Origin of the sequence: Catenibacillus scindens, from assembly GCF_014202115.1 — a bacterium.
GTDB lineage: Bacteria > Bacillota > Clostridia > Lachnospirales > Lachnospiraceae > Catenibacillus > Catenibacillus scindens.
Genome location: NZ_JACHFW010000005.1, coordinates 54,976 through 75,618, shown reverse-complemented (window position 1 = coordinate 75,618; position 20,643 = coordinate 54,976). Strand labels below are relative to the sequence as shown.

The 20,643-nt window shown below is 47.2% G+C and carries 18 protein-coding genes; 16 read left to right on the top strand and 2 right to left on the bottom strand.

The features are described from left to right. Positions 1–169: 169 nt before the first annotated feature. The 11 genes from mraZ (at position 170) to ftsZ (ending at position 13,754) form a co-directional block, all read left to right on the top strand. The gene (mraZ, locus tag HNP82_RS07800) at positions 170–607 is read left to right on the top strand and encodes a division/cell wall cluster transcriptional repressor MraZ (RefSeq protein ID WP_183773050.1); all 438 of its coding nucleotides are present in this window, start codon (positions 170–172) and stop codon (positions 605–607) included. Positions 608–622: 15 nt separating this feature from the next. Continuing rightward, positions 623–1,573, top strand: a complete 951-nt coding sequence (gene rsmH / locus HNP82_RS07795; protein WP_183773048.1) for a 16S rRNA (cytosine(1402)-N(4))-methyltransferase RsmH — start codon at positions 623–625, stop codon at positions 1,571–1,573. Positions 1,574–1,606: 33 nt separating this feature from the next. Then, positions 1,607–2,155, top strand: a complete 549-nt coding sequence (locus tag HNP82_RS07790; RefSeq protein WP_183773046.1) for an FtsB/FtsL family cell division protein — start codon at positions 1,607–1,609, stop codon at positions 2,153–2,155. A gap of 134 nt (positions 2,156–2,289) precedes the next feature. Then, complete coding sequence (locus HNP82_RS07785; protein ID WP_183773044.1) at positions 2,290–4,668, top strand: peptidoglycan D,D-transpeptidase FtsI family protein; 2,379 nt, start codon at positions 2,290–2,292, stop codon at positions 4,666–4,668. A gap of 131 nt (positions 4,669–4,799) precedes the next feature. After that, positions 4,800–6,509 carry a peptidoglycan D,D-transpeptidase FtsI family protein gene (locus tag HNP82_RS07780; RefSeq protein ID WP_183773336.1) on the top strand — a complete coding sequence of 570 codons (1,710 nt, stop codon included), beginning with the start codon at positions 4,800–4,802 and terminating at the stop codon, positions 6,507–6,509. Positions 6,510–6,673: 164 nt separating this feature from the next. Next, a complete protein-coding gene (gene mraY / locus HNP82_RS07775) occupies positions 6,674–7,645 on the top strand; it encodes a phospho-N-acetylmuramoyl-pentapeptide-transferase (protein WP_183773334.1) in 972 nt (323 codons plus the stop codon). Between the two features lie 24 nt (positions 7,646–7,669). Then, complete coding sequence (murD, locus tag HNP82_RS07770) at positions 7,670–9,034, top strand: UDP-N-acetylmuramoyl-L-alanine--D-glutamate ligase (RefSeq protein ID WP_183773042.1); 1,365 nt, start codon at positions 7,670–7,672, stop codon at positions 9,032–9,034. An 85-nt stretch (positions 9,035–9,119) separates the two neighbouring features. After that, positions 9,120–10,268: a putative lipid II flippase FtsW gene (gene ftsW, locus HNP82_RS07765; protein WP_183773040.1), complete on the top strand. Its 1,149-nt coding sequence runs from the start codon at positions 9,120–9,122 to the stop codon at positions 10,266–10,268. Between the two features lie 67 nt (positions 10,269–10,335). Further along, positions 10,336–11,586: a UDP-N-acetylglucosamine 1-carboxyvinyltransferase gene (murA, locus tag HNP82_RS07760; RefSeq protein WP_183773038.1), complete on the top strand. Its 1,251-nt coding sequence runs from the start codon at positions 10,336–10,338 to the stop codon at positions 11,584–11,586. Between the two features lie 82 nt (positions 11,587–11,668). Then, on the top strand, positions 11,669–12,496 hold the full coding sequence (locus HNP82_RS07755; RefSeq protein WP_183773036.1) for a cell division protein FtsQ/DivIB: 828 nt from the start codon (positions 11,669–11,671) through the stop codon (positions 12,494–12,496). A 121-nt stretch (positions 12,497–12,617) separates the two neighbouring features. Next, positions 12,618–13,754 (top strand): cell division protein FtsZ, encoded by a 1,137-nt coding sequence (gene ftsZ / locus HNP82_RS07750; protein WP_183773034.1) that lies wholly within the window; start codon positions 12,618–12,620, stop codon positions 13,752–13,754. A 133-nt stretch (positions 13,755–13,887) separates the two neighbouring features. Here ftsZ and HNP82_RS07745 read toward each other — a convergent pair whose 3' ends face one another. Next, a complete protein-coding gene (locus HNP82_RS07745; RefSeq protein ID WP_183773032.1) occupies positions 13,888–14,211 on the bottom strand; it encodes a hypothetical protein in 324 nt (107 codons plus the stop codon). Between the two features lie 194 nt (positions 14,212–14,405). Between HNP82_RS07745 and HNP82_RS07740 the strand changes: the two genes are divergently transcribed. From HNP82_RS07740 to sigG, 5 genes are all read left to right on the top strand, one after another. Further along, positions 14,406–14,585 carry a hypothetical protein gene (locus tag HNP82_RS07740; RefSeq protein ID WP_183773030.1) on the top strand — a complete coding sequence of 60 codons (180 nt, stop codon included), beginning with the start codon at positions 14,406–14,408 and terminating at the stop codon, positions 14,583–14,585. Between the two features lie 78 nt (positions 14,586–14,663). Continuing rightward, positions 14,664–15,665 (top strand): sigma-E processing peptidase SpoIIGA, encoded by a 1,002-nt coding sequence (locus tag HNP82_RS07735; protein WP_330599505.1) that lies wholly within the window; start codon positions 14,664–14,666, stop codon positions 15,663–15,665. A gap of 1 nt (position 15,666) precedes the next feature. Continuing rightward, on the top strand, positions 15,667–16,407 hold the full coding sequence (gene sigE, locus HNP82_RS07730) for an RNA polymerase sporulation sigma factor SigE (protein WP_183773026.1): 741 nt from the start codon (positions 15,667–15,669) through the stop codon (positions 16,405–16,407). 126 nt (positions 16,408–16,533) lie between these two features. Beyond that, on the top strand, positions 16,534–18,189 hold the full coding sequence (ptsP, locus tag HNP82_RS07725; protein WP_183773024.1) for a phosphoenolpyruvate--protein phosphotransferase: 1,656 nt from the start codon (positions 16,534–16,536) through the stop codon (positions 18,187–18,189). 317 nt (positions 18,190–18,506) lie between these two features. Then, positions 18,507–19,292 carry an RNA polymerase sporulation sigma factor SigG gene (gene sigG, locus HNP82_RS07720; RefSeq protein WP_183773022.1) on the top strand — a complete coding sequence of 262 codons (786 nt, stop codon included), beginning with the start codon at positions 18,507–18,509 and terminating at the stop codon, positions 19,290–19,292. Positions 19,293–19,311: 19 nt separating this feature from the next. Here sigG and hisA read toward each other — a convergent pair whose 3' ends face one another. Continuing rightward, a complete protein-coding gene (gene hisA, locus HNP82_RS07715; RefSeq protein ID WP_183773020.1) occupies positions 19,312–20,106 on the bottom strand; it encodes a phosphoribosylformimino-5-aminoimidazole carboxamide ribotide isomerase in 795 nt (264 codons plus the stop codon). Positions 20,107–20,643 lie beyond the last annotated feature (537 nt).

Below are 20,643 nucleotides of genomic sequence, written 5' to 3'. Positions count from 1 at the left end.
GCAAACCGTGATAAACTCAGGGAATTTTAAAATTTTTTAACAATTTTTCTATTGATAAAATTCCTGGATTAATATACAATAGTACCATAAGTGGTGAAAAGTGGTAGAGAGTGGTGGAAAATGGAATGAAGGTGGTTTTCACTTCCTTTTCCCGGGTAGGTGATGGAGTATGTTTATCGGAGAATACAATCATACAATTGATTCCAAGGGGCGTCTGATCGTCCCCTCAAAGTTCCGTGAGGCCTTAGGTGATGAGTTTGTAGTGACCAAAGGGCTTGACGGATGTTTGTTTGTATATCCCATGGAAGAATGGACAGCGTTCACCGATAAATTAAAAGAACTCCCACTGACCAAAAAAGATGCCCGCCAGTTTTCCCGCTTTTTCCTTGCAGGCGCTGCTTCCTGTGAAGTAGACAAGCAGGGAAGAATTCTGATTCCCGCCGTTCTTAGGGAATTTGCGGGACTTGAGAAGGATGCAGTGCTTGTAGGCGTATCCAGCCGTATCGAGATATGGAGCCGCAGTAACTGGGAAAAGATCAGTGATGTGGATATTGAAGATATGGACAATATTGCGGAACATATGGAAGATATTGGAATTACATTCTAATGTGGAGGCACGTTGATGGAGACCGAATTTAAGCATGTATCCATTATGTTGGATGAAGTGATCAAAAATCTGGATATAAAGAGCGATGGAATATACGTGGACGGTACACTGGGCGGCGGCGGACACGCCTGGCATATTTGCAGGCAGCTTGGACCCAAGGGCAGATTGATCGGGATTGATCAGGACGCGGCGGCGATTGAGGCCAGCAGAAAGCGGCTGGCGGAATTTGGCCCGAAAGTGACTGTTGTGCGGAGTAACTACTGCCATATGAAGGACCTTCTGTGGCAGATGGAAATTGACAAAGTGGATGGTATCCTGCTGGATCTGGGAGTTTCATCTTATCAGTTTGATAACGCGGACCGGGGATTTTCTTACAGGGAAGACGCCCCGTTGGATATGCGCATGGATCAGCGGCAGGAGATGACTGCCAGAGATATTGTCAATGGCTACAGTGAACAGGAATTATACCGGATCATTCGGGATTTTGGTGAGGACAAGTTCGCGAAAAATATTGCGAAACACATTTGCCGCGCGCGGCAGATGAAAACTATTGAGACGACCTTTGAACTGTCGGAGATCATAAAAGGGGCTATTCCTATGAAGATGCGGGCGACAGGCGGCCACCCGGCAAAGCGGACTTTTCAGGCCATACGTATTGAGCTGAACCAGGAACTTTCCGTGCTGCAAGACAGCCTTAATGATATGATCGACATTTTAAAGGAAGACGGACGCATTTGTATTATTACCTTTCATTCCCTTGAGGACCGGATTGTTAAGACCATCTTTAAGAAGAATGAAAATCCTTGCGAATGTCCACCTAATTTTCCGGTATGTATGTGTGGGAAAAAATCAAAGGGAAAAGTGATCACCCGTAAACCGATTATTCCATCGGAGGAAGAGATGGAGCAAAATCCCCGGTCCAAAAGCGCTAAGCTGCGTGTCTTTGTAAAAAAGACCCAGGCTTAAACGCGGGGAATATTAAAAAAAGGAGTGACAGGCATGCCACAGAACAGACAGACGGTGCGCAGACAGCGCCCGTCAGGAAGAACGTATAATATGGGATATGTGGATGGGAATACAGTACGCAAATTAGAGCCGGCTCCTTATGAAGATCAGCGACGGAAAAGAGAGCGGGCCCGCAGGGAGCAGGCAGAGCGGCGCCGCAGGGCGCAGCAGGACCACAATCGGCAGATTGCAGTGCGCAATCAGGCCAGGGTAATTAAGATTGACTTAAAATATACGCTGTTTTTAGGTGCTGCTGTAGTGGTGACACTGCTCATGTGTGTTTATTATTTAAATCTTCAGAGCCGTCTTACCTCTCTTAACAGCAACATTTCAGGGCTTAAAAGTGAACTGACGACGCTTACGGACGCCAATCAGGCGACCAGGGAACGGCTGAATAATGCCATAGATCTGGAGAAAGTCTATGAGCTGGCTACCGAAGAACTTGGGATGCACTATCCTACAAAGGACCAGATCATTTATTATTCCGGTACAAGTGACGATTATGTAAAGCAGTATAAAGAGATCCCTCAGTCCGGCAACTGATCTGGCAGTGAACGTTTTATGCCGCCTGCAGCGCGGCAAAATTACTAATGAAAGATGATAATGACGGGGCTGTTGCATGGATATGCGGCAACCTCGTTTTCCATATAGGGGAAACCCGGAAATGGAGGCATTTTATGGAAAAAGACAGGAGGGGCCGGCGCCCGGCAAATAGACGGCCGGGAAAGGTTGCGCCGTCAGGAAATATTGTACCCATAGACAGGCCAAAGGGAAACAGAAAAGTGAGACGGAGAAGAAAACGTCCGCCCCGCCGTTTTGTCATGAATAACAGGATTAAACTGGCATTTGCCTTCGGAGGCATGGTTATTTTGCTGGGAACACTTATTGTGCGGGTGGCTTATATTAACGCTACCAGCAGTACCCAGTACAGCCGTCAGGTTTTGTCCCAGTTAAATTACAGCAGCACGACCATTCCCTACAGAAGAGGGGATATTACCGACAGAAACGGCACGATCCTGGCCACCAGCGAGAAAGTATATAATCTCATTCTTGATGTCTATGTTCTGACTAATTCCCGGGTGGAAGAGGTGGGGGACTGTGTGGACACGACTCTGGATGTTCTGGAACAGTATTTTGGCCTGGACAGGGATGAACTTGAGACGATTGTTGATGAAAATCCAGAGAGCAGATATCAGATCATATCCCGCCAGCTTACCTATGAGGAACTGGAGCCTTACTATGCATTTATCAATTCAGAGGATGAGGGGGATCAGGAAGTCAGCCAGTATGTCAAGGGAATCTGGTTTGAGGATGATTATATCCGCCGCTATCCCTACAACACCCTTGCCTGCGACGTCATCGGTTTTACAGTGGCGGGAAATGAGGGAACTTACGGGTTAGAGCAGTATTATAATGATACTTTAAACGGGGTGAATGGCCGGGAGTACGGCTACCTTACCGAGGATACAAGCCTGGAGCGCACAACGATCGCTCCGGTCAACGGAGAGAATATCCAGACCACACTGGATGTCAATATCCAGCGGATTATTGAAGATGAAATCTGGCAATTAAATGAGGTTATCCCCTCTAAAAATACATCAGTGATCGTTATGGACCCGGATAATGGGGAGATTTTGGCCATGGCTAGCTATCCGGTGTTTAATCTTAATGAGCCAAGAGATCTGAGCAATTATTATACTGATGAGGAACTGAGCGCCTACACTGATGAAGAGCAGATGACTATTTATAATGAACTATGGAGAAATTTTGCTATATCCGACACCTACGAGCCGGGTTCTACAGCCAAGGTTTTTACTGTGGCTGCGGCTCTGGACGAGGATACGGTAAAAGCTTCAGATACATTTTACTGTGACGGCGGACAGGTCTTTGAGGACGGGACCTATGTATGGTGCAACGAGGAAAGCGGCCATGGTACTCTGACCCTTGAAGAGACGCTGATGCAATCCTGCAACGATGCCCTTATGCAGATTGTAGACAAGCTGGGGGCAAAGAACTTTATTAATTATCAGTCCATTTTTAATTTCGGCCAACTGACCAATGTGGATCTCACCGGTGAAGCCAGCGCCAGCACACTGTTGTACTATGAAGACACTATGGGACCTGTGGAGCTTGCAACAAACGCCTTTGGCCAGGGATTTAACTGTACGGCTCTTCAGCTTACCGCGGCTTTCTGCTCGGTGATTAACGGGGGGTATTACTATGAGCCTCACATGGTTCGCTCCATTACAACAGAGTCAGGAAGTACAGTGGAGACTGTGGAGGCGGAACTGGTGCGCACCACCATTTCAGAGAGTACAAGCGCCTTTATACGGGATGCCCTGTTAAAAACTGTAGGTACCACAGACGCGGACGGCAACTGGGTTCAGGGAAGTGGATACCAGGCATATATCGAGGGATACACTATTGCCGGGAAGACTGGAACAGCGGAGAAAAAACCGATTTCCGATGAAAAATGTACCGTTTCTTTTATAAGCTGCGCTCCGGCCGAAGATCCGGAAGTGGTTGTCTATGTTGTAGTGGATGAACCTCAGCTTGAAGATCAGGCGGCAAGTTATCTGGCGACTATTATGACACGAAAAATTTATGAGAGAATGCTTCCATATCTTCAGATTTTTCCAAATATAGACACCGGTACAGAAACTACAACCCAGGAATCAGAGACGGCAGAAAGTGAGACGTCAGAGAGTGAAACATCAGAGACTCAGACCGGGGAAAGCGATTCTCAGAATGAAACTTCTCAGGACAGTGAAATTTCCCAGGTGGAAAACGATGAGGAAGCTTCCGATGTATGGAAACATCTGTCTGACGAGGAAAAAGATAGTATTCTCTATGAATATATTGGCGTGCGCAACAATGTTTATGAGCGCACTGATGTAAGGCCGGGAGCGGATACTATTGAGAAAGAGAGGGAGGCGGCCGCTCAGGCGGAATCCGAATCTCAGGCGGAAGAAGAATCCCAGTCTGACGGGGAATCACAATCGGATGGAGAATCCCAGTCTGAGGAAGACTCCCAGTCAGGAGGTGAGGCCCAATAGGAATCCCAATGAACTGTTATGAAATGTATGCATAGCCAAAGGTGGCCAGTCATAAAATAATTCCATAAGCACACTGTAAAAGGTGGGAATCCTGGGTGCATTATTATCACCGGAAAAAGGTCCGGATATGTATGTGGGTATTTATAGTGACTGCCGCGGCCCTGCTGATATGGCTCATATTTCTTATGATCCCCCAGTCCGGTTACTATGAGCAGAGAGCTAATGATCTTCATGAGCGGGAGCGGACCATTAAGGCGGCCCGGGGGAGGATCTTTGACCGAAATGGGGTAATACTGGCAGACAATCAGTCGGTGTGTACCATCACTGTGATCCACAATCAAATCACAGACCCTGAGAAAGTGATCAAGGTGCTGTCCCAGGAACTTGACCTGGATGAAGAGACTGTTCGCAAACGGGTGGAAAAGGTCAGTTCTATTGAACGCATTCTCTCTAATGTGCCTAAAGCTCTTGGCGACCGTATCCGCAGCTATAAGCTGGATGGCGTCAATGTGGATGAAGATTATTCCAGATATTATCCCTACGGCACCCTGGCCTCGAAAGTTTTGGGGTTTACGGGAAGCGATAATCAGGGCATCATCGGTCTGGAGGTCAAGTATGACCAGTATCTTCAGGGAACAGAGGGGCTGATCCTGACCACGACAGACGTCCGCGGCCTGGAAGTGGACAATACAGCCGAAAAGCGGGTAGATCCGGTGGATGGCCTGGATCTGTATACAAGTATTGACTACAATATTCAGGCTTACGCCCAACAGGTGGCTGACCGGATGCTGGAGCAAAAAGAGGCCAAAGGCGTGTCCATTATACTGATGGATCCCCAAAACGGGGAAATCTATGCGATGGTCAATGCTCCGGAGTTTGATCTTAATGAACCTTACACATTTACCGCGGCTGTGACAGCAGATGAAAACCTGGCACAACTTAGTGACAACGACAAGTTAAACCAGATGTGGCGTAATACGAGCATTAATGACACTTATGAGCCGGGGTCGACGTTTAAGATCATCACTGCGACGGCAGCCCTGGAAGAACAGGTAGTCAGCTTAAATGATACGTTTGTCTGTCCGGGTTTTCGCGTTGTAAAAGACCGCCGGATACGATGTCATAAAACAGCCGGCCACGGCACAGAGACATTTTTACAGGGATTTATGAATTCATGCAATCCTGTGTTTATGGATGTAGGGGCCAGAGTGGGGATCGACGGACTGTATAAGTATTTTAACAATCTGGGATTATTTGAAAAAACCGGGGTGGATCTCCCCGGAGAATCATCGTCTATCATGCATGATATAAACAATGTGGGGGAAGTGGAACTGGCCACCATTTCTTTCGGCCAGTCCTTTCAGATCACGCCCCTTCAGCTTTTGCGGGCGGTGAGCGCGGTGATCAATGGAGGCACTTTGGTGACGCCACACTTTGGAGTAAAAGCCGCGAGCGCTGATCTGACCCAGGTGGAAGTGTTTGATTATGAGACAAAAGCCAGCGGCCTGTCGCCAGCTACATGTGAGACGTTAAAAATGATGCTGGAAAAAGTGGTGGCTGAAGGTACGGGAAACAAGGCGTATATTGAAGGCTACCGCATTGGCGGAAAGACGGCCACATCCCAGAAGCTTCCGAGAAATTCAGGAAAGTATATCGCTTCCTTTCTGGGTTTTTCGCCGGCAGATGATCCTAAGGTCATCGGCCTGATCTTTATTGACGAGCCTGTAGGGACTTATTATGGCGGAACTATTGCCGCGCCGGTGATGAAGGAGATTTTTGAAAATGTGCTGCCTTATTTGAATATTGAAAAAACGGCGGAGGCAGCGGAATGGGAGACGTAAGCCCCGCCTTTACAAGTGTACGGATTTGTACTATAATTGTGACTATTCAGGACGGCGTATCTTTATGTCAGGTTATAGCCTGACAGGAAGACGCTAAGATCCAAGTACCCTGAGACAGATAAGGGAAAAAACAAATAAGAGAGGTAAGATACATGTTTTCTGATCTGAAATATTCCATTTTGCTGCCAATTTTAATTGCCTTCGCCATCAGCGCCATTTTGGGGCCGGTGATCATTCCATGGCTGCATAAACTTAAATTTGGACAGTATATTCGGGAGGACGGACCTAAGGAACATCAGAAAAAATCGGGAACGCCGACGATGGGCGGTATTATCTTTCTCCTTGCCGCCATGGTGGCCTCACTGTTTTTTATTAAGGATTACCCGAAGATCGTTCCGGTTATGTTTACGACTCTCGGTTTTGGAATCATTGGATTTGTAGATGATTATATTAAAGTAGTAAAAAAGAGAAATCTCGGTTTGACAGAGTTACAGAAGCTGATTGCTCAGATTGCTGTCACGGCGGTTTTTGGATTTTACCTGATCCGCTACAGCGACGCCGGGACAGCCATGCTGATTCCTTTTACCGGCGGCTTTGAAAATGGCATTTATCTCCATTTGCCGCTGTGGCTTTTTATCCCGGCTTTTCTCATCATCATGCTGGGCACTGTCAACGGCACCAATCTCACCGATGGTCTGGACGGCCTGCTGTCCAATGTAACTGTCCTTGTGGCCGCCTTTTTCATGGTGGTTGCCGTGGCTTGCAGAAGTGGACTTCATCCGGTGGCCGGGGCGGTTATGGGTGCTTTGCTCGGTTTCCTTTTATTTAACTCTTACCCGGCACGGGTTTTTATGGGAGATACCGGCTCCCTGGCCTTGGGCGGTTTTGTGGCGTCTATGGCGTTTATGCTGAATATGCCCATTTTCATTGCTATCGTGGGTCTTGTATACCTTGTAGAGATTTTGTCAGACATTTTGCAGGTGACTTATTTTAAGGCGACCCATGGAAAACGTATTTTCAAAATGGCTCCCATCCATCATCATTTTGAACTGTGTGGATGGGCGGAGACAAAGGTAGTGGCAGTGTTTGCTATTGTCACCGCGGTTTTGTGCCTGATTGGATTTTTGGCGCTGTAATGGATTACATCGGAGGAAAGGATCATGGATTTAAAAAATAAAACGGTACTTGTTGCCGGTACAGGCATCAGCGGCATCGGGGCCACAGAGCTTCTTGGCGCTGTTGGCGCCAAAGTGGTTTTGTATGACAGCAACGAAGCGTTGAAAGAAGAAGAAATTTTATCCCGGCTTGACAGACCGGTGGACAATGTAAAGGTGATCACCGGAGAACTTTTACCGGAAGTGATGGCAACCCTTGATCTGGCGGTGTTAAGCCCAGGGGTTCCTGTGGACGCGCCTTTTGTGAAGGCAATGGCGAGCAGGGGTATAAAGATCTGGGGTGAGATTGAACTGGCCTGGCATTACGGGAAGGGTATTGTGGCGGCTATCACTGGGACTAACGGAAAGACAACGACTACAGCTCTCACCGGACAGATCATGGAAGCATGGCGGCCGTCAGTATTTGTTGTGGGAAATATTGGAAACTCCTACACACAGAGGGTTCTTGAGACAAAGGATGACAGTGTGACGGTGGCGGAAATTTCCAGTTTCCAGTTAGAAACCATTGAGAACTTCCATCCCCATGTCAGCGCTGTATTAAATATAACGCCGGATCATCTGAACCGGCACCACACCATGGAATGCTACATAGAGACAAAAAAGCGTATTTTTGAAAATGCCACAGAAGACGATTTTGTGGTCTTAAATTATGATGATGATGTGACCCGGACCATGGCGGGGGATACAAAGGCAAAAGTGATCTTTTTTTCCGGACGCCGGGAACTTACCGAGGGCTATTATTTTAAAAATCATGAGATCATTTACGCTCACAACGGTGAGAAGAGCCACATCTGCTATGACAGTGACTTAAATATACTGGGTCTGCACAATATGGAAAATGTTATGGCTGCCGTGGCTATCACTGCAAGCCTTGGAGTTCCCCAGGACGTTATTTTTAAAGTCCTCACCCAATTTAAGGCGGTGGAACACCGCATTGAATTTGTGGCGGAGAAGAAGGGCGTTGCCTATTATAACGACTCAAAGGGAACTAATCCTGACGCGGCTATCAAGGCGGTGGAGGCTATGGTGCGCCCCACACTTCTCATTGGCGGCGGGTATGACAAGCAGTCAGAGTATGACCAGTGGATAGAGTCTTTCGGGGATAAGGTCCATCTCCTTGTCCTTCTCGGACAGACCGCAGATAAGATCGAAGCCTGTGCGAGAAAACATGGCTTTGACCAGATCGTCAAAGCGGATTCTCTGGAGGAGGCTGTAAAGATCTGTGCCGGCCGGGCAAGACCCGGAGACGCCGTGCTTTTGTCCCCGGCCTGCGCCAGTTGGGGAATGTTTAAAAACTATGAGGAACGGGGGCGCCTCTTTAAAGACTATGTTAACCAGTTGGAAGACTAAACCGGACTGTCTGGTTTGGCCGTTTTCTAAAACAGGGCTAAGAAGTTTGGCTGTCCGCAGCAAAAAGCTCAGGGAGTGATTTATAATGAAGCGAAAAAAAAGCCTGTGGGCCAGAAGCGGGGGAGAAAAAAGAAAACAGGGCAAGCCGGAGCGGTTTTTTGATTACAGCCTCTTTTTTGTTGTTTTATTTTTAGTTTGTTTTGGCCTTGTGATGATCTACAGCACGACAGCTTATACATCTTCCGTGGAAAATAACGGGGATTCCTTCTATTATGTTGTGCGCCAGGGAATATTCGCGGCTCTGGGCCTGATATGCGCGGTGATCATCAGCCGGATCGACTATCACTTTTTTTCCAGATTTGCCTTTTTTGCCTATATTGTCATGTTGATCATCCAGGCTCTGACCCCCTTTATCGGCAGCGGCGCCGAGACTCACGGCCAGAGTCGTTGGATCGTCATCGGGCCTTTGCAGTTTCAGCCGTCGGAGATTTCCAAAGTGGCTCTGATCCTGTTTTTGGCCTACGTGTGCAGCCGGACGGTAAAGAGTCTTCACAGTCTGGCAGGGATCGGAAAGATTTTGATCATGGCTGTGCCCATGATCGGTGTGGTTGTTATGACCAATTTAAGTACAGCTATTATTTTGCTGGGAATCACTTTTATTATCCTCTTTGTGGCCAGCGACCGATATAAACCTTTCCTGGCAATTATTGGCGTCTGCGTGGCAGGTATGGTGGGAGGGCTTCTCATGTTCCCCTACCGTGTGGGCCGTATTACGGCATGGCTCAACGTTGAGACTGACGATAGCGCCTATCAGATCCGCCAGTCATTGTACGCCATCGGCTCCGGCGGCATTTTCGGAAAAGGGCTTGGACAGAGTATCCAAAAGCTGGATTATCTTCCTGAAGCTCACAACGACATGATCTTTGGTATTATCTGCGAGGAGCTTGGACTTTTCGGGGCGGCGGCTGTGATCCTGCTTTTTATTATTTTGCTGTGGCGCTGTATGATTATTGCCAACAACGCGCCGGATCTTTTTGGAGCCCTCCTGGTTGTGGGCGTTATGACCCAGATCGGGATTCAGGCGTTTATTAATATCGCCGTTGCCACAAACTTTATACCCAACACAGGTATTACATTGCCTTTTATCAGTTATGGAGGTACATCTGTGGCTATCTTGCTGTGTGAGATCGGCCTGGTTTTAAGCGTCTCGCGTCAGATCCGTCTGGAACGGTAGCCTTATGCACACAAAAGGAGACGCCGGCATAAACTGTTATTACAGCATAGCCTGTGGAGGTGTTTGTATGGCATCCTTTCAGATTTGCGGAGGGTGCTGCCTTGACGGAGAAGTTTCGATCCAGGGATCAAAGAATGCCGCGCTGCCCATACTGTCAGCCTGCCTTCTGGCCCCCGGTGTGACAAAGCTTTATAATTGTCCGCGCATCGCGGATGTTTATAATATGCTGAAAATACTTGAAAATATGGGGTGCCGTACCAGTCTGGGGAGGGAGTGCGCAGTCATTGATACATCGTCGGCTATTACCGGGAAAATTTCACAGGAAGACAGCAGGGCCATGCGCTCGTCCCTGACACTTTTAGGTGCCCTTTTAGGACGTCTGGGGAGGGTCAGCCTTCCGTGGCCCGGCGGATGTTCCATAGGAAAACGCCCGGTAGATCTTCATCTGGATGCCCTGGCCCGGATGAACATATCTGTAAAGACCACAGAAGCGGGATTGGAATGTCAGAGCGCTCAGATCCGGGGAACTCATATTAAATTTCCTTATCCCAGTGTGGGCGCTACGGAAAATGTTATACTGGCATCGGTCCTTGCTCAGGGGACAACGGTGATCGAAAACGCGGCAAAAGAGCCGGAAGTGGTGGATCTGTGTCATTTTCTCAATGAAATGGGGGCCTCCATCCACGGCATGGGAACCGGATGTATCACTGTCTATCCGGTGAAAAGACTAAAAAATGTCTCATACAGGATCATGTCAGACCGGATCGTGGCCGGAACATATTTGACAGCGGCCGCGGCCACCGGCGGAAATGTGACTGTGGCCGGTGTGAGGGAGCGGGACATCTGTTCAGTGCTGGATGTGCTGGCGGATATGGGATGCGGTATTATTGTGCGCCCCTCCCGTGTGCAGGTCATCGCTCCCCAGGCAATGCTTGCGCCGGATACGATACACACCCGGCCTTTTCCCGGATTTCCCACAGATATGCAGTCCCAGATGATGGTCTGTCTGACGGCGGCTATGGGGGACAGTGAGATCCGGGAGGATATTTTTGAGGATCGCTTTAAAATCGTCCCACAATTAAAAAAGATGGGGGCAAAAATCCAGATTCACAAAAACAAAGCTTTTATTCAGGGCCGCCAGACACTTTGCGGTGCTGACGTAGAAGCCCAGGATCTTCGGGGTGGAGCGGCTCTGGTCATTGCCGGGCTGATGGCTCAGGGAGAAACCCAGGTGGCAGGTACATCCTTTATTGAGCGGGGGTACGAAGATATTTGTAAAGATCTCGGACAGTTGGGAGCCAGGATCAGCAGGATATAAAATTTAGATAACTATTCAGCCGCGTTAGCTGCGGGAATTTTAAGATACATGGCTGAATAGTTACAAATTCAGGTGATATTCCATGGAAAACAGAGCAAGGGAACAAAGCAGAAAACAAAAAGAAAAGAAAAGAGAAGAACGCAGTTTAAGCCCTGCGGCTTTGCGGGGGCGCAAGATTCGGCTGGAACGAAGAAAAGAGAAGATAAGAAGATTTCTTAAAGGATTGATTATCTTTCTGGCAGCGGTGGCGGTGATGGCTCTCATTTTCATTTTTGGCTTCCGTCTGAAAAATGTCAATGTGTCCGGCAATAGCCGGTATACACAGGAGCAGATCCTTGATCTGATCCAATATGATGAGCAATATCATAATACAATTATTTTCTATCTCAGAAACAGAAATATTAATGTGGAGAGTATGCCCTTTATTGATGCTCTTTACATGGAGATCGGCGGAGCGGGAACAATCAACGTAGAGGTTGTTGAGAAAGTTGTCATTGGATGTATTGAAGATAATGGCAGTTACATTTATATCGACACAGGAGGCGTTGTCTGTGATATCAGTGAAAACCCGCCGGAAGATATTCCGCTGATTACCGGCCTGGAGTACGAAGCTCCGGCGCTGAATCAGGTGCTTACGGTTACCGATAACGGTGTATACGATATGCTGCTTAACATTACCCTTCTCCTTCAAAAGTACAGTCTTACGGCAGATTCGATAGATTTTTCCACGGACGGGACATTGTCGTTACAAATTGGTCAGATTCAGGTCATGCTGGGAACCGGGTCCAACATGGAGGATAAGATGGCTGAAGTAAATAATCTGTGGTCAAATCTGGAGGGGAGACAGGGGGTGCTCCATCTTGAAAATTATGATTCCTCACAGACATCAGTGATCTTTACAGAAAGATAGATGGTAACTTGTAACAATTTTCAAAAGAATCATAAATAGTAGTTGAAAAATCAAAAAAAAAAATATATTATATAGTATAGAAGACTTAACCAGAAGATTAATATTAAAGGAGGATGTACTCTTGCTTGAGATAAAAACAAACGAAATGGACGCCGCCGCTAAAATTCTTGTCATCGGCGTGGGCGGAGCCGGAAATAACGCAGTAAACAGAATGGTCGATGAAAATATTGTTGGTGTTGAATTTATCGGGATCAATACAGATAAGCAGGCATTGCAGTTATGTAAGGCCGGACAGCTTGTTCAGATTGGCGAGAAACTGACTAAAGGTCTGGGCGCCGGGGCAAAACCTGAAGTTGGCGCAAAGGCTGCCGAGGAAAATCAGGAGGATCTTGCCGAGCTTATGAAAGGTGCCGATATGGTTTTCGTTACCTGTGGCATGGGCGGCGGAACAGGAACCGGCGCGGCTCCGGTAATCGCCGGGATTGCCAAAGAGATGGGTATCCTCACTGTAGGTGTAGTGACAAAACCTTTCCGTTTTGAGGCAAAACAGCGTATGAACAACGCTCTTCAGGGGATTGAGAACCTTAAAGCTAATGTAGATACGTTGATTGTAATTCCAAACGATAAGTTACTGGAGATTGTTGACCGCAGAACAAGTATGCCGGAAGCTTTAAAGAAAGCTGACGAAGTGCTTCAGCAGGGCGTTCAGGGTATTACCGACCTTATTAATCTTCCTGGACTGATCAATCTGGACTTCGCAGATATCCAGACTGTAATGAAAGACAAAGGTATCGCCCATATTGGTATCGGTGAGGGCCACGGTGATGATAAGGCCATTGACGCTGTAAAACAGGCCATCACAAGTCCTCTTCTTGAGACAACGATTGAGGGCGCAACAGATATCATTATCAATATTTCCGGCGATATCGGCCTCATTGAGGCTAACGAGGCTGCAACTTATGTTGAGGAGCTGGCCGGCGAGTCTGCCAATATTATTTTCGGCGCTATGTATGATGATTCCACGCCGGATACTGCCAAGATCACGGTTATTGCCACAGGTCTTGAGGAAGTGGCCAGCGCGGGACAGGGAGCTTCTTATGCAAAGAAAGCTGATAAGCCAGGATTTTCGGGAGCATCCTCTTCATCTTTCAGAAGCGGTGCCAGCAAAGCCCATCCGGTACAGCCCAGTTTTGCTCCGAGAAAAGAGACACCTACAGGCAATACGATCCAGATTCCAAGTTTCTTACAGAAAAAATAAATTCAGTCCGCCGTCTGAAATGACGGGGCTGAATCTGTACAATTTTTGATCTCACGCAATGATCATATACATGTGAAAAACCGGCGCACATTTATGCGCCGGTTTTTTTCGCCTTGATGGGACGGCAGTGCTTTTAGTTTTTGCGCGATACGTCTGTAGGAAGATCGCCATTTTCCGGCTCCCTCTGATCTTCGGGGGCGGGAGGAGAGGGCTTATGGAGGCGCAGGACAATGACTGCAGTTCCGATGGTCAGGCCGACAGATACTACCGGAAGGATAAATATGACGGCGATGACTAAAGGTGAGATGGAATTATCATCAGTGTCCGTCTGTTCTTTTGCCATGGTTTCCTGCGCCGGGATTTTAGCGTTATCTGAGGACGCGGCAAAAGCCGGGACGGACAGAATAAACATAAGAAGAAAGGCTGCGGACAGCGTCCGTGATAACATTTTTTTCATATGGAAAGACCTCCTTGGGTTACAACTTTATGCCGGGATCAAAAGACTTGAATCGGATGTCCAGGCTTTAGTATAGCATAATCGGGGGAGTGTTGCAATTTTGTAAGGTTATTCTTTTAAATGTAAGTTAAAACGATAGAGACTTAAAATAACCTTTGCTACAATAAATTTATAAACAGATGGGAGGTTTTGGTATGGCGAAGAGAATGTGGCAGCTTCGAAAAATATGCTGTAATGTTATTGCGTGGATGCTGATCTGGCTTATTGGGATTCTGGCGATCCCCGCCGGCATTATTATGCTGGTCATATACTGCGTCAGATCATTTTCGGATAAAGTCATCCGCCGGACACAGCGGGGAATAAAGGCGTCATAGAAATTTTAGGGAAAATTGGAGATAAGATGTGAGTGATTTCATCCCTGTATTTGACACCTTAATTTAAAAAAATGGAGTATACTGTTTTCATACAATAAGCCGGGACATCGGGGAGGTGGTCGGAGGATCAATATTTATCTGGATCTTCTGTTTATCGAGAATTTGATGATGAACAGTTTTCTTCTGCTTTTTGTCAGTCTGTGGCTTGGTCAGCCTACAACCTGTTTCAGATTGTTTATGGCGGCCGGCGCGGGGAGCGCTTACTGCTGCGGATGGACTTTGATCACGGCGGAGGTCGTGGACGTCCCGGCTTTTGGTTTATCCGGGCTGGGGGTTTTTTTACAAAATATTGCAAGTATGATCATTTCTTACGTTCTTATGTGTATGCTGATGATATTTCTTGCATTTGGCATACATAATAAATACCTCCTGATGAAAAATGTGGCTGTCCTTTACGGAGCTGCTCTGTTTACCGCAGGAGTATTTTTATTCCTTGAAAATCTTCAAATATCCAACAGTCCGATATTAATAGAAAAACAGCCGGCGTCCGGTATCGGGGGAATGGCCCGGTCATGGGGATTGTTAGTCCTCTCGGCGGCGGCGTCCTTTCTCTGCGGCCTGGCATTGATCAGGCACAAAAATATGTGGAAGGGAATTTCAGATCATTTATATGATCTGTGTCTGGAATTTGGTGATAAAAAAGTGCATGTGCGTGCCCTTTTGGATACTGGAAACCGGCTTTATGAGCCAAAGGCTCGGCGGCCAGTGACCATTGTGGAAAAAACGGTCTTTGAGGATCAATATGGCCGGGACTTTACAAAAGAAAAGGCCGGAACATTTCTGTATGTCCCTTTTCACTCTGTGGGATGTGAGCGGGGAACCCTTCAGGCCGTGATCGTGGATGTCATGACCATCCGCGGCAATGGCCGGCAATGGCAGTATAAAAATGCCGTTATCGGGATTTATCCCGGACATTTTCAGAAATCAGGGCAGTACCGCGCGATCCTTCACAGAGATGTGATTGCCAGCGCGGTACCCCTTTCCTCCGGAAAAAGAAAGAAAAAAGGCAGGAGGATTTGAAATGTTAAAAAATGTTAACTTATCCAAAAGGCTTCACTCAAAAATGCTCCATGGTTTTTATAGTATTTTATATCCAAAAAGCGGGGAGATTTATTATATTGGCGGAGCCCAGGTGCTTCCGGTTCCTCTGGAGGGGGAGGCGGAGCAGCAGGCCATAGAGATGATCGGTACAAGCAGGGAGCAGCAGGGAAAGCGCCTTCTTATTGAACATAATCTCAGGCTTGTAGTGTATATCGCGAAAAAATTTGATAATACAGGAGTTGGGGTGGAAGATCTGATCTCCATAGGCACCATCGGACTGATCAAAGCCATAAATTCTTTTAACCCAGGGAAAAATATTAAACTGGCAACCTATGCATCCCGGTGTATCGAGAATGAGATTTTAATGTATTTAAGGCGAAATAATAAAACCCGCATGGAAGTATCTATAGACGAGCCTCTCAATGTGGACTGGGACGGAAACGAGCTGCTTTTGTCGGACATTTTGGGAACAGAGGAAAATGAAGTGTCCAGAGAACTGGAGGACGAAGTGGACCGGATGTTGTTGAAAAAAGCGCTGGAGACATTGTCGGAGCGGGAGCAGACCATCATTATGCTCAGATACGGCATTGGCACAAAAGACGGGCGTGAGCGAACCCAAAAAGAGGTAGCGGATCTGCTAGGAATTTCCCAGTCCTACATTTCCCGGCTGGAAAAAAAGATCATTATTCGTCTTAAAAAAGAAATACTCAGACAGGATTAAATCTACCATTGACGAACAATAGCCCGTAGGATAAAATAACTAATATGAAACGTAACAGTTCAGTTCATGCCGGATGTCTGGATTGTTAATGTGAATTACTAGCGCGAAGGTAAAGGAGTGAAACATATGGATATTTACCAGGGAAAAAGTGTATTTGGAGGAATCGCTATTGGAAAAGTCTGTGTTTATCATAAAGAAGAGCAGCAGGTAAAGCGCACCAGAGTGGATGACGTGGACGGGGAGATTGCACGTTTCCATCAGGCGAAAGATGTAGCCGCTGACCAGCTTGGAAAGCTTTATGACAAGGCGGTAAAAGAAGTGGGAGAAGCCAGCGCGGCTATTTTTGAAGTTCATCAGATGATGCTGGAAGATCTGGATTATGTGGAATCTATTGAGAATATTATTAAGACACAGTCTGTCAACGCGGAGTTTGCTGTAGCAGAGACCAGTGGCAATTTCCAGACCATTTTCGCTTCCATGGACGATGAGTATATGCGGGGACGTGCGGCGGATGTGAAGGATGTTTCCGAGAGACTTTTGTCTATTCTTCACGGAAACCATCAGGACGCCCTCCATGCCACAGAGCCGGTGATCATTGCCGCTGACGATCTGGCGCCCAGTGAGACTGTTCAGTTGGATAAGGAGAAAGTCCTTGCCTTTGTCACCCTCCACGGTTCAACTAATTCCCATACGGCTATTCTGGCAAAGACCATGAATATTCCCGCCCTTATCGGCACAGATATGCCTTTAGATGAGGTAGAAGGCAAGATGGCTGTTGTGGACGGCTATGAGGGCCGCATTTATGTGGAGCCGGACGAGGAAACTCTGGCTCAGAAAAAAGCCAAACTTGAGGAAGATGTGGAAAAACGTAATCTTCTTCAGATATTAAAAGGCCGGGAAAATGTCACCATTGACGGACAGAAGATTATGCTTTACGCTAACATCGGCGATCTGAAAGACCTTGGCATGGTTATGCAAAATGATGCCGGCGGTATCGGCCTGTTCCGCAGTGAATTTATTTATCTTGATAAAGAGACTTTCCCCACAGAGGAGGAGCAGTTTAAAGTATATAAGACGGTGGCTGAGACTATGGCCGGAAAGCGAGTCATCATCCGTACCCTGGATATTGGCGCGGATAAGCAGGCCGATTATTTTAATCTGGGCAAAGAAGACAACCCGGCTATGGGATACCGGGCGATCCGTATCTGCCTGACCCAGCCGGAGATTTTTAAAACCCAGCTTAGGGCCATATTCCGGGCCAGCGCCTACGGCAAGGTAGCTATTATGTATCCAATGATTACTTCCGTGGAGGAAGTGCTTCAAATTAAGAAGATCGTGGAGGAAGTTAAAGATGAACTTCGCTATCAGAAGATTGCTTTCGGTGAGGTAGAGCAGGGTATTATGATCGAGACACCTGCAGCCGCCATGATCAGTGACCTTCTGGCTAAGGAAGTGGACTTTTTCAGTATCGGCACCAATGATCTGACTCAATATACACTGGCCATTGACCGTCAGAATGAAAAACTTGATGATTTCTATAATCCTCATCACAAAGCGGTCCTGCGGTTGATCGCCAAAGTGGTGGAAAATTCCCATAAGGAAGGCATTTGGACAGGTATCTGCGGTGAGCTTGGGGCGGACCCTGAACTGACAAAACTGTTCCTGGCCATGGGGGTGGATGAGCTTTCTGTTTCACCGGGACGGATTCTTGGTCTGCGTAAGATCATCCTTGAGACAGATATGTCCCAGTGCCGGGAAGAGATGTTGAAAAAATATTTGTAATGATACCAGGGTCAAATAGACATGCGTTTCATGCTTGCATGAAAAAGCATGTCTACTTGACCCGAAAAAACATGAGAAAGAGCCATTTTTCAGAGAAAAATGAGCGATTTCGAATGTTTTTAGGATTTCGAGAGCGCAAAGCGCGGAGAAATCCGTGGTATCATGGGAGTAAAAAAAGCCGCCGGTTTTTCGTGAAAACGAAAAACCGGCGGCTTTTTTGGTAAATGAAACCATAGGGATTTTCGTATAAACCATTCCTGAAATGAGCATGATTTATGTAGCACAAAAAATTTACAGGATGGGTCGGTGATATTTCTATGGCAGGATATAAAGTTGAAATTTGCGGCGTCAATACCTCCAGGCTTCCGCTGCTGAAAAAGGAAGAAAAAGATGAACTGATGAAACGCATTAAGGCAGGAGATGAAGCCGCACGGGAGACATTTATCAAGGGAAATTTAAGGCTTGTGTTAAGCGTGATCGGCCGGTTTTCAGGAAGCAGCGAAAATGTGGACGATCTGTTCCAGGTGGGCTGTATAGGACTGATCAAAGCTATTGACAATTTTGATCTGAGCCAGCAGGTCATGTTTTCAACTTATGCCTGCCCTATGATCATTGGGGAGATCCGGCGATATTTGCGGGATAACAACAGTATCCGTGTCAGCCGTTCCCTCCGGGATACAGCCTATAAAGCTATTTACGCCAAGGAAGCCTATATTAAGAAAAATAATAAAGAACCTACCATCATGGAAATTGCCGGGGAGATCGGGATCAGCAAAGAGGATATTGTCTTTGCCATGGACGCCATTCAAAGCCCGGTGTCCCTCTACGAGCCGGTGTACACAGAAGGGGGCGACACCCTGTGTATTATGGATCAGGTCAGCGACCGGAAAAATGACGAGGAGTGCTGGGTGGAGAGCATTGCCCTGAGGGAAGCTATGAAAAGGCTGTCTCATAGGGAGAGCAGCATTATTAATATGCGTTTTTTTGAGGGCAAGACTCAGATGGAGGTGGCCCGGGAACTGGGAATCTCCCAGGCTCAGATTTCGAGGATAGAAAAAAATGCCCTCAAGTCTATGAGAAATTATCTGAGCCCGGAAAGATAGATACAAAAGTCTGTCAAAGTTATAAGGAACACAGCATGTCAAAGGAGAGTGAACCGCCGAAAAGATCCAGAGCGCTTCCTACAGTAAAGTCTATGCGGCCTTTTCCAAGCTGGTCAATGGCGCAGATATCTTCCATGGTATGGATGCCCCCGGCGTAGGTCAGGGGACGGCTGGTCATAGAACTTATAGAGGCGATGAGTTCTGTTTCGATACCGGTGTTTTTTCCCTCAACGTCCACAGCGTGGATAAGAAACTCATCGCACCAGGGTTCCAGCATTGCGAAGGTTTTTTCACAGATAGTGACGTTGGTGAATTTCTGCCAGCGGTCAGTGACAATATAGTAGTTGTCATCCCGATGTTCACCCGGAGCTTTGGCCGGGCGCTTCCGGCAGCTTAAATCAAGGACAAGGCGGCGGGCGCCGATCTTTTGACTGAGGCGGCGGAGCCGGTCCATATGGATTTTGCCGTCTTTAAAGCAGTAGGACGTCACAATGATGTGGGAAGCTCCCCAGTCAAGAAATTGTCCGGCATTGTCCTCATTCATGCCGCCGCCTGCCTGGAGACCGCCCGGATAGGCCAAAAGGGCCTGACGGGCCTGGGCCACATCTGCCTCATAGTGGGGGGAGTCTGGGGGATTTAAAAGGATCATATGTCCGCCGGTGAGGCAGCGCTCTTTATATAAAGCCGCGTACCAGACCGCGTCTTTCTGGGAAATAAAATTTTCCTTGGCCTGGTCGCCCTCATCCCTCAGACTGCTGCCCACGATCTGTTTTACCTGTCCGTTGTGAATATCAATACATGGTCTGAACTTCATAAAATCCTCCTTTTGGTGATGTAAGACCGGAAAAAATTATCGTATACTTTTATTATACCGGAAATATAAGAAAATGCATAGTCATATTGTACAATTATGAGCCTCTTTTTTTACATATTCACTATAGAAAAATACCATAAATTGTGTTATGCTGTATAAGCAGTACAAATTGGAGAAGGTTACTGATAGAGCAGGCAGATTGATGTGCATAAAAAATATGCCCATCCGCCTGCCTTTTTTATGCAATTAGAGATTTTCGCTGATGGTTTATTTCCGCGGGCAGTGAGCCAAGCGGACACGCTTGCGCGTCCATTTGGCGAACGCCGCGAGGGTCAATACCCCGCAGCTTACGCTGCGTTAACTATTTTCATATCCCGTCAGCTTGCTGCGGGGGAGTTGACTACAGGCCCAGCATTTGTTAATTAGGCGGTAAGAAGATGATTCAGGAACAGAGAAAAGTCACCGGCACAGAGGATTTTTATGGGGGCGAACATTTTTCAATGGAGCGCATAGACTATATAAAAAGGGCTGCCAAAA

What these genes read in the sequence shown, in the direction of transcription:
- mraZ (WP_183773050.1), top strand. Translation starts at nt 170, where the DNA reads ATGTTTATCGGAGAATACAATCATACAATTGATTCCAAGGGGCGTCTG.
- rsmH (WP_183773048.1), top strand. Translation starts at nt 623, where the DNA reads ATGGAGACCGAATTTAAGCATGTATCCATTATGTTGGATGAAGTGATC.
- HNP82_RS07790 (WP_183773046.1), top strand. Translation starts at nt 1,607, where the DNA reads ATGCCACAGAACAGACAGACGGTGCGCAGACAGCGCCCGTCAGGAAGA.
- HNP82_RS07785 (WP_183773044.1), top strand. Translation starts at nt 2,290, where the DNA reads ATGGAAAAAGACAGGAGGGGCCGGCGCCCGGCAAATAGACGGCCGGGA.
- HNP82_RS07780 (WP_183773336.1), top strand. Translation starts at nt 4,800, where the DNA reads ATGTGGGTATTTATAGTGACTGCCGCGGCCCTGCTGATATGGCTCATA.
- murD (WP_183773042.1), top strand. Translation starts at nt 7,670, where the DNA reads ATGGATTTAAAAAATAAAACGGTACTTGTTGCCGGTACAGGCATCAGC.
- ftsW (WP_183773040.1), top strand. Translation starts at nt 9,120, where the DNA reads ATGAAGCGAAAAAAAAGCCTGTGGGCCAGAAGCGGGGGAGAAAAAAGA.
- murA (WP_183773038.1), top strand. Translation starts at nt 10,336, where the DNA reads ATGGCATCCTTTCAGATTTGCGGAGGGTGCTGCCTTGACGGAGAAGTT.
- HNP82_RS07755 (WP_183773036.1), top strand. Translation starts at nt 11,669, where the DNA reads ATGGAAAACAGAGCAAGGGAACAAAGCAGAAAACAAAAAGAAAAGAAA.
- HNP82_RS07745 (WP_183773032.1), bottom strand. Translation starts at nt 14,211, where the DNA reads ATGAAAAAAATGTTATCACGGACGCTGTCCGCAGCCTTTCTTCTTATG.
- HNP82_RS07740 (WP_183773030.1), top strand. Translation starts at nt 14,406, where the DNA reads ATGGCGAAGAGAATGTGGCAGCTTCGAAAAATATGCTGTAATGTTATT.
- sigE (WP_183773026.1), top strand. Translation starts at nt 15,667, where the DNA reads ATGTTAAAAAATGTTAACTTATCCAAAAGGCTTCACTCAAAAATGCTC.
- ptsP (WP_183773024.1), top strand. Translation starts at nt 16,534, where the DNA reads ATGGATATTTACCAGGGAAAAAGTGTATTTGGAGGAATCGCTATTGGA.
- sigG (WP_183773022.1), top strand. Translation starts at nt 18,507, where the DNA reads ATGGCAGGATATAAAGTTGAAATTTGCGGCGTCAATACCTCCAGGCTT.
- hisA (WP_183773020.1), bottom strand. Translation starts at nt 20,106, where the DNA reads ATGAAGTTCAGACCATGTATTGATATTCACAACGGACAGGTAAAACAG.